Annotated in this window: 11 protein-coding genes; 9 read left to right on the top strand and 2 right to left on the bottom strand. The window is 61.7% G+C overall.

What is annotated here, in order from left to right:
• Positions 1 to 142 precede the first annotated feature (142 nt).
• From xylF to PPGU16_RS12750, 6 genes are all read left to right on the top strand, one after another.
• Positions 143 to 1,171, top strand: coding sequence for a D-xylose ABC transporter substrate-binding protein (gene xylF / locus PPGU16_RS12775; protein ID WP_180720306.1), 1,029 nt, complete (start codon positions 143 to 145; stop codon positions 1,169 to 1,171).
• A gap of 74 nt (positions 1,172 to 1,245) precedes the next feature.
• Positions 1,246 to 2,823, top strand: coding sequence for a D-xylose ABC transporter ATP-binding protein (gene xylG, locus PPGU16_RS12770; RefSeq protein WP_180720305.1), 1,578 nt, complete (start codon positions 1,246 to 1,248; stop codon positions 2,821 to 2,823).
• A complete protein-coding gene (locus PPGU16_RS12765; RefSeq protein WP_180720304.1) occupies positions 2,820 to 4,016 on the top strand; it encodes a sugar ABC transporter permease in 1,197 nt (398 codons plus the stop codon). Before xylG ends, PPGU16_RS12765 begins: the two co-directional genes overlap by 4 nt.
• Positions 4,017 to 4,467: 451 nt before the next feature.
• Entirely contained in the window at positions 4,468 to 5,217 is a 750-nt protein-coding gene (locus PPGU16_RS12760; RefSeq protein ID WP_180720303.1) for a type IV pili methyl-accepting chemotaxis transducer N-terminal domain-containing protein, read from the top strand.
• 53 nt (positions 5,218 to 5,270) lie between these two features.
• Positions 5,271 to 6,668 (top strand): MFS transporter, encoded by a 1,398-nt coding sequence (locus PPGU16_RS12755; RefSeq protein ID WP_180720302.1) that lies wholly within the window; start codon positions 5,271 to 5,273, stop codon positions 6,666 to 6,668.
• Positions 6,669 to 7,099: 431 nt separating this feature from the next.
• The gene (locus tag PPGU16_RS12750; RefSeq protein WP_243460542.1) at positions 7,100 to 8,242 is read left to right on the top strand and encodes a hypothetical protein; all 1,143 of its coding nucleotides are present in this window, start codon (positions 7,100 to 7,102) and stop codon (positions 8,240 to 8,242) included.
• 104 nt (positions 8,243 to 8,346) lie between these two features.
• On the opposite strand, the gene PPGU16_RS12745 is transcribed toward PPGU16_RS12750, so the two are convergent.
• Positions 8,347 to 8,559, bottom strand: a complete 213-nt coding sequence (locus PPGU16_RS12745) for a hypothetical protein (RefSeq protein WP_180720301.1) — start codon at positions 8,557 to 8,559, stop codon at positions 8,347 to 8,349.
• A 674-nt stretch (positions 8,560 to 9,233) separates the two neighbouring features.
• Here PPGU16_RS12745 and PPGU16_RS12740 point away from each other — a divergent pair.
• Complete coding sequence (locus PPGU16_RS12740) at positions 9,234 to 9,524, top strand: co-chaperone GroES (protein ID WP_036003158.1); 291 nt, start codon at positions 9,234 to 9,236, stop codon at positions 9,522 to 9,524.
• A 43-nt stretch (positions 9,525 to 9,567) separates the two neighbouring features.
• A complete protein-coding gene (groL, locus tag PPGU16_RS12735; protein WP_036003161.1) occupies positions 9,568 to 11,208 on the top strand; it encodes a chaperonin GroEL in 1,641 nt (546 codons plus the stop codon).
• Between the two features lie 193 nt (positions 11,209 to 11,401).
• Here the strand turns inward: groL and PPGU16_RS12730 are convergent, their stop codons facing one another.
• On the bottom strand, positions 11,402 to 12,262 hold the full coding sequence (locus tag PPGU16_RS12730; protein ID WP_180720300.1) for a hydroxymethylpyrimidine/phosphomethylpyrimidine kinase: 861 nt from the start codon (positions 12,260 to 12,262) through the stop codon (positions 11,402 to 11,404).
• A 263-nt stretch (positions 12,263 to 12,525) separates the two neighbouring features.
• On the opposite strand from PPGU16_RS12730, the gene PPGU16_RS12725 reads away from it, so the two are divergent.
• On the top strand, positions 12,526 to 12,696 hold the full coding sequence (locus PPGU16_RS12725; protein WP_004186709.1) for a rubredoxin: 171 nt from the start codon (positions 12,526 to 12,528) through the stop codon (positions 12,694 to 12,696).
• Positions 12,697 to 12,945: the final 249 nt, after the last annotated feature.

The following is a 12,945-nucleotide window of genomic DNA, read 5'->3' as shown; positions in this document are numbered from 1 at the left end:
GCACACGCTGTCGTGCGAACAAAATGGGGCAGCTTTCAAAATTGACGCTAGCGAACAGGTATTCGCAGCGCACCCTGAGGTTAAGACGGCGGTTCGACTCTCTCGCATTCGAAACTGCACGCAACCCTAAATGGAGTGAGACATGAAATCTGCAATGCGTCGTTCCGTATTGAGTTCCCTCGTTTGCGCCGTAATGGCCACCGGCCTGACGATGATTGCGCCGCTCGCGCACGCGAGCAAGGACAAGCCAGAAATCGGTTTCTGTATCGACGATCTGCGTGTCGAACGCTGGTCGCGCGATCGCGACTATTTCGTTGCTGCAGCGACGAAGCTCGGCGCGAAAGTCTCCGTGCAATCCGCCGACGCGAGCGAAGCGCGGCAAATCTCGCAGATCGAGAACCTGATCTCGCGCGGCGTCGACGTGATCGTGATCGTGCCGTTCAATTCGAAGACCTTGGGCAATGTCGTCGCCGAAGCGCACAAGGCAGGCATCAAGGTCGTGTCGTATGACCGGCTGATTCTCGATGCCGACGTCGATGCCTATATCTCGTTCGACAACGAAAAGGTCGGCGAACTCCAGGCACAAGGCGTGTTCAACGCGCAGCCCAAGGGCAATTACTTCCTGCTCGGCGGCGCACCGACCGACAACAACGCGAAGATGCTGCGCGAAGGGCAACTCAAGGTACTCAAGCCCGCCATCGATCGCGGCGACGTGAAGATCGTCGGCCAGCAGTGGGTGCCGGAATGGAGCGCGGCGACGGCGCTGCGCATCACGGAAGATGCGCTGACCGCGAACAACAACAAGATCGATGCGATCGTGGCGTCGAACGACGGCACGGCAGGCGGCGCCATCCAGGCGCTCGCCGCGCAGAAGATGGCAGGCAAGGTGCCCGTGTCCGGCCAGGATGCGGACCTTGCGGCGGTGAAGCGCGTGGTCGCGGGCACGCAGACGATGACGGTGTATAAGCCGTTGAAGCTCATCGCAGGCGAAGCGGCCAAGCTCGCCGTCGATCTCGCGAAGGGTGACAAGCCCGCGTACAACGCGAAGTACGACAACGGCAAGAAGCAGGTCGACACCGTGCTGCTGCAACCCACACTGCTCACGAAGAGCAATGTCGATGTCGTGATCAAGGACGGCTTCTACACGCAGGCGCAACTGGCTGGCAACTGATAGCGGGCGCGGGCGCTTCTGATCGTTACAGACAGAAGCGCCCGCGCATCTTTCATCCATCCAGGACTTTACGCATGGCACAAGCGCTTCTGGAATTGCGCGGCATCGCCAAATCGTTTGCCGGGGTGAAGGCGCTCGACGGCATCGATCTCGTCGTCGCGCCCGGCGAATGCGTCGGACTGTGCGGCGAAAACGGCGCAGGCAAATCGACGCTGATGAAGATCGTCTCCGGCGTCTATCCGCATGGCGACTGGTCCGGCGAAATCCTTTGGGACGGCAAGCCGCTCATCGCGCAGAACATCCGCGATACCGAACGCGCAGGCATCGTCATCATCCATCAGGAACTGATGCTGGTGCCGCAATTGTCGGTGGCCGAGAACATTTTCCTCGGCAACGAAATCACGCTGCCCGGCGGACGCATGAATTACGCGGCGATGTATCAGCGCGCCGACGAACTCCTGCGTGAACTGAACATCACAGGCATCAACGTCGCGCAGCCGGTGATGAACTACGGCGGCGGGCATCAGCAACTGATCGAAATCGCCAAGGCGCTCAACAAGCAGGCGCGTCTGCTGATACTCGACGAGCCTTCGTCGTCGCTGACGGCAGCGGAAACGAAAATTCTGCTCGATATCGTGCGCGATCTGAAGAAGCGCGGCGTCGCGTGTGTGTACATCTCGCACAAGCTCGATGAAGTGGAAGCCGTGTGCGACACGATCACCGTGATACGCGACGGGAAGCACGTCGGCACGCAACCGATGAAGCAGCTCACCACCGATCGCATCATCGCGATGATGGTCGGGCGCGAGATCACGAATCTCTTTCCGCGCGAGCCGCATGAAATCGGCGACGTGATCTTCGAGGCACGCAACGTCACGTGCTATGACGTGACGAATACGAACCGCAAGCGTGTCGACGATGTGTCGTTTGCGTTGCGCAAGGGCGAAATACTCGGCGTCGCAGGGTTGGTCGGGGCGGGGCGCACGGAGTTGATGCAGGCGATCTTCGGCGCCTATCCGGGCATGAGCGAAGCCGAAGTGTGGATGGACGGCAAGCGCCTGAAAATCCGCGCGCCCGCCGATGCAATCGCCGCTGGCATCGCGATGGTGCCGGAGGACCGCAAGCGTCACGGCATCGTGCCGCAACTCGGCGTCGGTCACAACATCACGCTCGCGGTGCTGCAGCGCTTTGCGAAAGGCGGGCGCATCGATACCGCATCTGAACTCGACACGATCAACTCGGAAATGAAGCGTCTGTCCGTGCGCGCGGCGTCGCCGATGCTGTCGATTGCGAGTCTGTCGGGCGGCAACCAGCAGAAGGCCGTGCTCACGCGCATGCTGCTGACCAACCCTTCCGTGCTGATTCTCGACGAGCCGACGCGCGGCGTCGATGTTGGCGCGAAATTCGAAATCTACAAGCTGATGTTCGCGCTCGCGAAGCGCGGCGTGTCGATCATCATGGTGTCGTCGGAATTGACGGAAGTGCTCGGCGTGAGCGATCGCGTGCTCGTGATCGGCGAAGGCGAGTTGCGCGGCGACTTTGTGAATGACGGTCTGACGCAGGAACACATTCTCACGGCCGCCATCGCGACCAACGCGAAAGACGCGGACACGAAAGGCAAAGGCCCCACTCAACTGGCGAGCGTCGCATGACTCCTGATCTCACTTCTTCCGATAGCCACGCAAAACACGGCGCATCGCTCGCATCGGGGCAGCGTATCAAGCAACTGTTCACGCGCTACAAACTGCTCGCGTTGCTGCTTGCCGTCGCCGTCATCTGGGCGTTCTTTTCGTTCCTCACGGAAGGCGCGTTCGTCACGCCGCGCAATCTGTCGAACCTGCTGCGGCAGATGTCGATCACGGGCATGCTCGCGTGCGGGATGGTGTTCGTCATCATCTCGGGTGAGATCGATCTGTCCGTCGGTTCGTTGCTCGGGCTGCTCGGCGGCGTCGGGGCGATACTCAACGTGACGTATCACTGGCCGCTCGCGGCGACGTTGCCCGTCGTGATGCTGCTCGGTGTCGCGATCGGTCTCTTCAACGGCTGGTGGTCCACGTATCTGCGTGTGCCGTCGTTCATCGTCGGGTTGGGCGGCATGCTTGCTTATCGGGGCGTGCTGCTCGGCGTGACGGGCGGCTCGACCATCGCGCCCGTGTCCGACGACTTCGTCTTCATCGGACAGGGCTACTTGCCGCGCATTGCGGGCGACACGCTCGCCGTCGTGCTGTTCGTGCTGCTCGCCGCACTGACCGTGCGGCAGCGGCAGAAGCGCCAGCACTACAACCTGAGCGTCGTGCCGCTGTGGCAGGACGGCGTGAAAATCGTCGCGACGGGGCTGATCCTGCTTGCGTTCGTCGCAACGCTCAACCGTTACGGCGGCATTCCCGTGCCTGTGTTGCTGTTGCTCGCGCTGCTCGGCATCTTCACGTACATCGCGACGCAAACGGTATTCGGGCGGCGCATCTATGCGGTCGGCTCGAATCTCGAGGCGACGCGGCTGTCGGGTGTCAACACGAACCGCGTGAAGCTCGCGATCTTCGCGCTGATGGGGCTGATGTGCGCGTTCGGCGGCCTCATCAATACGGCGCGGCTCGCGGCAGGCTCGCCGTCGGCGGGATCGATGGGCGAACTCGATGCGATTGCGGCGTGCTTTATCGGCGGCACGTCGATGCGCGGCGGCTCGGGCACCGTGTATGGCGCGCTGATCGGCGCGCTCGTGATGGCCAGCCTCGACAACGGCATGTCGATGCTCGATGTCGACTCGTACTGGCAGATGATCGTGAAGGGCGGGATTCTCGTGCTCGCGGTGTGGATCGACGTGGTCTCGGGGTCCGACCGACGCTAGCGCGGAGCGCACGGCGGTGGTGCGCTGCACCACGGCACAGCATCGGCGCGCTTCGTTGAGGCGCGCGCAAGCGCCCTGAGAAGGGCGCTTTTTTATTGGTAAGACGACACGGCAGGCGTCGCTGCGCGACAAGTGGAGGAATGCCCGCTTGCCCCGCCCAGCAAGCGATTGCGCGCTTCGCAAGCGCGCCGTCACGTTCCTTTCGACATGCATGCATCGGCTGAAAACAGGCCGATGGCATACCTATTGCGTTATCCGCCGCGTAGCCAATGGCGGCTGCAACGAATTCCGGTTTTTTCAGGGACGCTCGCGATGCGAGCGGACCGATGGGGCAACGGCGTCCCGAAGCGCAACGTGCGAGGAGCGTTCGATCCATGCGATCGGGCGGCGTGCGTGCGCTTCGGGGCGTTTTTTTTTTGCGCAACCGAAACGCGCTTCGACGCGATCCAGCATGACGAACGAGCAGATCACCACACAACGCACTGAAGTGTCCGGACAGACGATCGGCGAACTGATCAATCTGTCGGGCCGTCAGCGGATGCTTTCGCAACGCATCGTGCTGCATGTGTTGCTCGCATCGCACGGCGATAAGAATGCGCTTGCCATCACGCGCGAATGTCTCGCGACGTTCGCAGCGACGCATCGCGTGCTCGTGAATGGCAATGACCATTTGCCCGGCGTGTTCTCGGATGCCTTGCAACAGCTCTATTACGGCACGCGCAAGGCGGACGAGCGCGTGCAGCGCTTCATCGCGTTGACGGATGAGACGGTTGCCCGCGTGGAAGCGGGCGACGACGCGGCGCGCGAACACGTCGATGCCCTCGTCGCGCAAGCGACGCCGCTGCTCGAACTGCTCCAGGAGATCACGCTCGCGTATCAGAACGAGATGCGCGGCATCGAGGCGGCGACGCAGCGCCGTCAGGCCGCGATCGCGGAACAGCTGTCGAGCATTTCGATGCAGGCGAACATCGTCGCGTTGAACGCGCGCATCTCGGCGGCACGCGCGGGTTCGTACGGCCGCGAGTTCGCCGTCATCACGACGGTGCTCGCCGACATCATCAAGGAAATGGACACGCTGATTTACAGCGTCGTCGATCGGGACGCCGACGACGCATCGTCGCGGCGCGGTGCTTCCGGCAAACCGGCGCATCACGTCGCGCAGTCCGCGCGGCCACGCGCAAACGAACGTGCTTTCCCCTAGTTCTGTGCTCGACTTCACGCATCAGCCCTGCTTTCGTTCAATGAGAGAGACCCATGAAAAACCTGCTGAATTCGCTTGCGAGCGGTAACTGGCGCGCGCTACTTGCGTGCTTCCTCTACTTCGATACCGGCTTCACCGTTTGGGTCATGTTCGGGCCGCTCGCGCCGTTCATCAACAAAAGCATCACGATGTCGCCTGCCGAACTGGGCTTCCTCGTCGCGGTGCCCGTGCTCGGTGCGGCGATCCTGCGCGTGACGCTGGGCAATCTCTATCAGGCTTGCGACGGACGGCGCGTCGCGCTGATGGGCATCGCGCTGTCGGCGATTCCTTCCGTCGTGCTGCTGCTGATGCCGGGCACGCCGTCGTACACGCTGCTGTTGGTGCTTGGCGTGTTTCTCGGTGTAGGTGGCGCGAGCTTTGCCGTTGCGCTGCCGATGGCGGGCAGCAACTATCCGCCGAAAGTGCAGGGCCTCGTGCTCGGACTGGCGGCTGCGGGCAACATCGGTGCAGTGCTCGACGGTTTCATGTTCCCCGCGCTCGCCGATCAGTTCGGCTGGGCGAAGGCTGCGGGCGCCGCGCTGCCGCTGCTGGGTCTTGCCGCTATCGCGCTGTTCTTCTGGGCGAAGGATCTTGGACAGAAGTCGGGCAGCGGCGTGCAGGCGATGCGCAGCTTCATCGTGACGCTGGTGGGTCTCGTTGCGCTGGTGGTCGCCGTGCATGCGGGCGTGTTCGGTGCGGGCAAGACGGGCGTGCTGCTGCTGCCCGTGCTCGGTGCGCTGCTCGCGATTGCGGTGCTGCCGAAGCACTATCGCAGCGTGCTCGTCGAGGGCGATACGTGGGTTGTGATGCTGGTCTACAGCATTACGTTTGGTGGTTTTGTCGGCATGTCGTCGTATGTGACGACGCTGCTGATTTCGCTGTATCAGATGCCGCGTCTCGAAGCGGGTCTCTTCATGTCGCTGTTGGCTTGTATCGGTGCGCTGGTGCGTCCTGTCGGTGGTCTGGTCGCCGATCGCATTTCGGGTGTGCGCGCGCTGGTGATTCTGCTTGCGGCGATTTCCCTGTGCGACTTCCTGTTTGCGGCGTGGATGCCGCCGATGTCGGCTGGCATTGCCTTGTTGATCGCGATGTACGTGTGCTTCGGGTTGGGCAACGGTGCGACGTTCCAACTGGTGCCGCAGCGCTGGAAGGGCAAGACGGGCCTGATGTCGGGGATCGTTGGTGCGGCGGGCGGTATCGGCGGGTTTTATCTGCCTGTCATTATGGGTATCGCCAAGGAAGGCACGGGCAGCTATCAGATGGGCTTCGCGACGTTCGGCGTGCTGGCGGCGCTTGCGTTCGGACTCGTGGTGCTGCATCGCGCGCGGTGGCTGGAATGGGCGCTGCCGAAGGAGAGCCATGTGGTTGTCGAGCCGATTCGCGCGGGCGTGCGGGTGGATAGTGGGGTTTGATGCCTTGTCGTAGAGTCTGTTTTTCCCGGTAACGCGGACGCTTGTGCATCGTTCCGTTGCCAACTGATCGATGTTTGCGCAGCATGGCGACCTTCTCTGACCGGAAGGTCGCCATTTTTTTGTCGACGGTTTTTCATTCGCCTGCCTTCGCTGTTTCATCTGCAAAGCGCCGCACGCCTCATACGTCCATGAAAAGTCAGAGGAGAAAATCGTTCTCTTCTATAAGTTCGTAACGTATGTGCGATAGCTAACACCGTCGCCTGATGCGACGTGCGATAAAGCACTCTGTTGCGCAGTTACCGGCCCTGCGGCCGGGCTCTCCGCTTCTCCGCGAGAAGTGGATGGCGAGTTCCGCTGACTCTGTCGTCTGTCGTCAGATCGACGCCGAGTCTGACGACATGGCATCGCGCACATTTGGTTGGGGTTCAAGCATGTCTGCCGAAACGACCACGCCCGCCGTCAGGTTTCCGACGCCCTGCAGCACTTGTGGCGGCGTGCTGTATCAGTACGTCAATTTCTGCCCCTACTGCGGCGTCAGCCGCCCGCTCGAGGCCGATCGGCCGAAGCGTGCTCAAGCGCAGTTGAGAGCCGTCCAGTCCGAAACCCGATACCCAGCCCCGATCGCCGACGAACCGACCGAATGTGCCGCGCCGAACGTCGTCTGGCAAGGGGCGGGAGATCCGGACTTTTCGCCGGACATCGTGTCGCCCTCTCTGCCGCAGGCAATCCGCCGCTGGGTCGTCACCAGGGGCGCGATACCTTTGGCTGGTCTGCTCCTGCTTGGTGTGGCGGGCTATCTCTGGCTAGGTCATGGCCATACACGGAACAGCGATAGCGGCGATCTGTCGACAGTTGCGGACACTTCGAGCCGCCCGATGCCTCAGTACATGCCGCCTCCAAAGGACGATGCGCCCTCGATGGCCGCCACGGGTCAGCCCGCCGTCAACAGGATCGCGCAGCCGGTCGTATCGCGCGCGCCAGGCGGCGCGCAGTTGCATCGGGGGATATCCGATGCGCTCAGCGACGCACGCACAAGTCTCGAGCGGAACGACCTGACACAAGCGAAATCGGCAGTGTCGGATGCGTTGTTGCTGGCGCCCAGCAACGCTGACGCATTGCGGATGCAAACCGAAGTCAAGGATCGGGAGAACCGACGTGACGTTGCGATAGGCGTGGCGAACAGCTGTGCGAACGACAAGATATGGAGTTGTGTATTCAAGCTCTCCAACCAGGCGCTCGCGATCGATGTCGGCAGCGTGGAGGCTCAGGCTCTGCTTCAGCGGGCGATCCTTTCGACAGGATGGAAGCCGCTAGGCGAGAAGGCTGCGCCGGCACCGCGCAAACCGCCGCCCGTCGTTGCCAACAGTGCGCCGACGAGATTGCCGACTGGCTTGCCGACGCTCCCGCCATTGCCGCCGGGCACGCCGACGGACAGTGCCCGTCCGTCAGCGAACAACGCGGCGCCTGCCGCCTGGGTGGCGCCGGCCCGCGATGGCGGCGATGCGCAGACGAGCGCCATGCGCGCCTCGGACGGGGGAAGCCTTTCGCCCGCTGTATCGGTGACCACGAAGTAATTGTGTCGCGTGGACGCAGGTGATCTGCGCTCCACGTTCGTTCTGTGCGTCGGTGCCTTTCGAGTACGTGAGGTCGGCGACGCACAGCCGCGGCGCAGTCAAACCTAAATTTCCCAATCGAACTGCTGCTCTGTCTGCCGCTCGGCCGCCAGTCTCTGCCGTCCTTCCCGCGAAATCACGACGTGACTCGACGGCTCGATCGTCATCAGATGGGCTTTTTCGACGTGCGGATTCTGCGTGCGGCTTTGCTTGCCTTCCTGTAGGTACTCCAGGAAGGGCTGAAATTGGCGGACGGCATGGATGGCGTTGGTCATCATTCAACCTCTAATGGCTGTGTCCGGTTCCATCGGGAAACAGGGTTCCGAGCCGAATCGTGACGATGTGTGACGTTCGTATGAAAGCCGCAAACGGACTTCGCGTTCTCCGTCCGTTTAGTTCGGATAGCTACGATTTCGGGTCGATCTTAGCGACTGCGGTCCGATGTACCTGTGCGTCATCGCACAGTATTCGGATGCCGGATGCGACGTTTTTCTGGCTACCGGTTCCTGGCTGATTTGCACGGTGTCTTTGTGGGTAGTCGATAAAGTTCGAGACGCAAAAAGACAGGCCGCGGCGTCAGCGTTGTGGGGCCGGATCAGGGGCGGGAGTGGGTCAGGCTGCGTACGAATGGCGATTACGGGATTTCACCTAGAAGCCGCCAGTTTCAGCGCAGGGCTGCATCCGGCAGTCTTCATGGCTTAGCTCGCGATCTGCGTGAAAATCGTAAGCCATTGTTTTTGATGGACTATTTTCAATCCGCCGACTTTTCTTCAGTCGGATTGAACTGCGCCGGCCGACGCGGGGGCGCTATCATCCGTCTCTCCTTGAATTTGTGATCCCTCGTCCATATAATTAGCACTCACCGCACGAGAGTGCTAACAACTCCGCTGGTTGGCGGCGCCAGCCGGCATACCTCAGCGTTCTTCAGTCCCAATCAAGAGAGGATCTATCCATGAACCTTCGTCCTTTGCATGATCGCGTGATCGTCAAGCGTCTGGATCAGGAAACCAAGACCGCGTCGGGCATCGTGATCCCCGAAGCCGCAGCAGAAAAGCCGGATCAAGGCGAAATCCTGGCTGTCGGCCCGGGCAAGCGTGACGACAAGGGCGGCCTGATCGCGCTCGACGTCAAGGTCGGCGACCGCGTCCTGTTCGGCAAGTACGCAGGCCAGACCGTCAAGGTCGACGGCAACGAACTGCTGGTGATGCGCGAAGAAGACATCATGGCCGTTGTCAACAAGTAATCACTTGTCCCGGTTCATTCTCAAGAATTCAAGGAGTTAGAAGATGGCAGCTAAAGACGTCGTGTTCGGCGATTCCGCCCGTGCCAAGATGGTTGAAGGCGTGAACATTCTCGCCAACGCAGTGAAGGTCACGCTGGGTCCGAAGGGCCGTAACGTTGTTCTCGAACGCAGCTTCGGCGGCCCGACGGTCACGAAGGACGGTGTGTCCGTCGCGAAGGAAATCGAGCTGAAGGACAAGCTCCAGAACATGGGCGCGCAAATGGTCAAGGAAGTCGCTTCTAAGACCAGCGACAACGCCGGTGACGGTACGACGACGGCGACGGTTCTGGCCCAGTCGATCGTTCGCGAAGGCATGAAGTACGTTGCATCGGGCATGAACCCGATGGACCTGAAGCGCGGTATCGACCGTGCAGTCGCAGCAGCTATCGAAGAACTGCGCAAGATCAGCAAGCCCTGCACGACCAACAAGGAAATCGCACAGGTTGGCGCGATCTCGGCGAACAGCGACACGTCGATCGGCGATCGCATCGCTGAAGCGATGGACAAGGTCGGCAAGGAAGGCGTCATCACCGTTGAAGACGGCAAGTCGCTGCAAGACGAGCTGGACGTTGTCGAAGGTATGCAATTCGACCGCGGCTACCTGTCGCCGTACTTCATCAACAACCCGGACAAGCAAGTCGCCGTTCTGGACAACCCGTTCGTGCTGCTGCACGACAAGAAGGTGTCGAACATCCGTGATCTGCTGCCGGTTCTCGAGCAAGTCGCAAAGGCTGGCCGTCCGCTGCTGATCATCGCTGAAGACGTCGAAGGCGAAGCGCTGGCTACGCTGGTCGTCAACAACATCCGCGGTATCCTGAAGACGGTGGCTGTCAAGGCTCCGGGCTTCGGCGACCGTCGCAAGGCGATGCTGGAAGACATCGCGATCCTGACGGGTGGTCAGGTCATCGCTGAAGAAACCGGCCTGACGCTCGAAAAGGCAACGCTGAACGAACTCGGTCAAGCGAAGCGTATCGAAGTGGGCAAGGAAAACACGACGATCATCGACGGCGCTGGCGAAGCAGCAAGCATCGAAGCGCGCGTGAAGCAAGTGCGCACGCAAATCGAAGAAGCGACGTCGGACTACGACCGTGAAAAGCTGCAAGAACGCGTTGCCAAGCTGGCAGGCGGCGTGGCAGTGATCAAGGTTGGCGCTGCGACCGAAGTCGAAATGAAGGAAAAGAAGGCACGTGTCGAAGACGCACTGCACGCAACGCGCGCAGCTGTGGAAGAAGGCATCGTGGCTGGCGGCGGCGTCGCGCTGATCCGCGCACGCAGCGCAATCGCTGGCGTCAAGGGCGACAACGCTGACCAGGACGCAGGTATCAAGATCGTTCTGCGCGCAATGGAAGAGCCGCTGCGCCAGATCGTCACGAACGGCGGCGAAGAAGCCAGCGTCGTGGTGGCAGCAGTTGCAGCAGGCAAGGGCAACTACGGCTACAACGCAGCAACGGGCGAGTACGGTGACCTGGTGGAAGCCGGTGTCGTCGACCCGACGAAGGTGACGCGTACGGCACTGCAGAACGCAGCTTCGGTTGCTGGCCTGCTGCTGACGACGGACGCAGCTGTCTGCGAACTGCCGAAGGAAGACGCACCGATGCCTGGCGGCATGCCCGGCGGCATGGGCGGCATGGGCATGGACATGTAATTTCCGGGTAACCGGAAAGCATGTGGGAGGCGCGCTGAGAGGCGCGCTTCTCGTGCCAAAAGAAAAACCCGCAGAGATGCGGGTTTTTTTTATGCGCGTCAAATTGATCGCGCCAGACTCGTGCGTCTAATCGTCAGACGTATTGGGGCGCACAACCGGTGGCATCCGCCACCTCAGGCTGCGCGCCGGCGGCTTAATGCCGCGCCTCACCCGGCGTCACATCCGACCCGCCACCCAGCGGCACCTCATCATCGCTGCTTCTTGCCCAGAAGAAACGATCCGGAAGATACGCCCCCATCCCCGGCCGGAATGCTGCCTGCATCGCCTGGAACAGATATTCCTGCGCTTCGCGGACCGCCTCGGCCGGTTCCTGGCCGTTAGCCAGCAACGCGGCAATCGCGGCGCCGAGCGTATCGGTGATGCCCATGATCCGCTGCTGTCCACGGTCCCACATGTCCTGCCGTAACTGGCCGTCTTCGCTGAACAGCGTGTTGACGAGCCGATGCGTGCCCGTTTCCGTCGACAGGATGTATTCGCAACCTTGCGACAGCAGATGTGAGATTGCAGCGTCGAGCGACGGCGCTTCGGCGTCGCCGTCCGGTTGCGCGAGCGCGAGCAGGGCAGTCGTGTCCGCGACGAGCAGCGTGGTTTGCGGCGCGAGCAGATCGGCAATGGCTTCACGCAACTCGTCGGCGGCGAGCACGTGCTCGTCGTCCAGCGTGAAGTCAGGCGCGAGGATGAGCGGAATATCGTCGTAATCGGCGACCACTTCGGCGATCGCGCTGACCACTTCCGCGCGCGTGGCGGCGCCGACCTTGAAGGCGGCGATCGGCATGTCCTCTAGCAGCATCCTCGCCTGGGTCGCGACGGCTTCCGGGTCGAGTCCGGTGACTTCGTCGCAGCTCGCCGAGTCGCGCACCGTGTAGCCGGTCAGCACGGACACGCCGTGGCAGCCCATGCTGGCAAGCGTCATCAGGTCGGCTTGCAATCCGGCGCCGCCCGTCGGGTCGGACAGGCCGAAGGTGAGAACGATCGGAGGGGTGTTGCTGGCCATGAAATTTTTGTAGTCGATGAGCGAAATGTTCGTGGGCCATAAACGGCGCGCGACGCGCCCGCCAAGGCCCACACAGACGGCTCAATTATGCGGCCTTATACGCGCGCGGGGCATTTTTTCGCATCTGCGGGCGGGTCCGGTCACACATAACGCCTCAAAGTGTCGCGGACGACCGCTCGGACCCCGCATCCGCTAGGCATCGGGGCGGCAACACGGTACCATCATGGCTCCCGTTTCCCCGGACTTTTCGACGCGACTCAAGAATGGAATATAAGAGCTGGATGTGCCTGATCTGCGGCTGGATTTACGATGAAGAAGCCGGTCTGCCAGAGGAAGGAATCGCGCCGGGCACGCGCTGGGAAGATGTTCCCATCAATTGGACCTGTCCCGAGTGCGGCGCGCGCAAGGAAGACTTCGAGATGGTGCAGATCTGATCGATCCACCTTGCCGGCGGCGGGCTATCCTTGCCCGCCACGCAAGGTCGACCGATTCGAAATGAATCGATTGCGCGCGCGATGGAACATCGGCGCGCACGCGCTGTCGCAAGATAACTTGTCGCAGCGCTGAGCTTGCGGTTTATCACAGTGGTCTTCGTGAGCGTGACGCTGTCGGCATCGCGATGTTGCGGCTTGAGCGGTGCGTTGTGTGTCACGTCGTAACAGAGAAAGCGACACCGTTTCGGG

The sequence above is a fragment of the Paraburkholderia largidicola genome, from assembly GCF_013426895.1.
Taxonomy (GTDB): Bacteria; Pseudomonadota; Gammaproteobacteria; order Burkholderiales; family Burkholderiaceae; genus Paraburkholderia; species Paraburkholderia largidicola.
This window is presented reverse-complemented; position numbering and strand designations above follow the sequence as displayed.

Bases quoted from the DNA above. Each gene is read 5' to 3' on its own strand.
- xylF (WP_180720306.1), top strand. From the start codon at position 143: ATGAAATCTGCAATGCGTCGTTCCGTATTGAGTTCCCTCGTTTGCGCC.
- xylG (WP_180720305.1), top strand. From the start codon at position 1,246: ATGGCACAAGCGCTTCTGGAATTGCGCGGCATCGCCAAATCGTTTGCC.
- PPGU16_RS12765 (WP_180720304.1), top strand. From the start codon at position 2,820: ATGACTCCTGATCTCACTTCTTCCGATAGCCACGCAAAACACGGCGCA.
- PPGU16_RS12760 (WP_180720303.1), top strand. From the start codon at position 4,468: ATGACGAACGAGCAGATCACCACACAACGCACTGAAGTGTCCGGACAG.
- PPGU16_RS12755 (WP_180720302.1), top strand. From the start codon at position 5,271: ATGAAAAACCTGCTGAATTCGCTTGCGAGCGGTAACTGGCGCGCGCTA.
- PPGU16_RS12750 (WP_243460542.1), top strand. From the start codon at position 7,100: ATGTCTGCCGAAACGACCACGCCCGCCGTCAGGTTTCCGACGCCCTGC.
- PPGU16_RS12745 (WP_180720301.1), bottom strand. From the start codon at position 8,559: ATGATGACCAACGCCATCCATGCCGTCCGCCAATTTCAGCCCTTCCTG.
- PPGU16_RS12740 (WP_036003158.1), top strand. From the start codon at position 9,234: ATGAACCTTCGTCCTTTGCATGATCGCGTGATCGTCAAGCGTCTGGAT.
- groL (WP_036003161.1), top strand. From the start codon at position 9,568: ATGGCAGCTAAAGACGTCGTGTTCGGCGATTCCGCCCGTGCCAAGATG.
- PPGU16_RS12730 (WP_180720300.1), bottom strand. From the start codon at position 12,262: ATGGCCAGCAACACCCCTCCGATCGTTCTCACCTTCGGCCTGTCCGAC.
- PPGU16_RS12725 (WP_004186709.1), top strand. From the start codon at position 12,526: ATGGAATATAAGAGCTGGATGTGCCTGATCTGCGGCTGGATTTACGAT.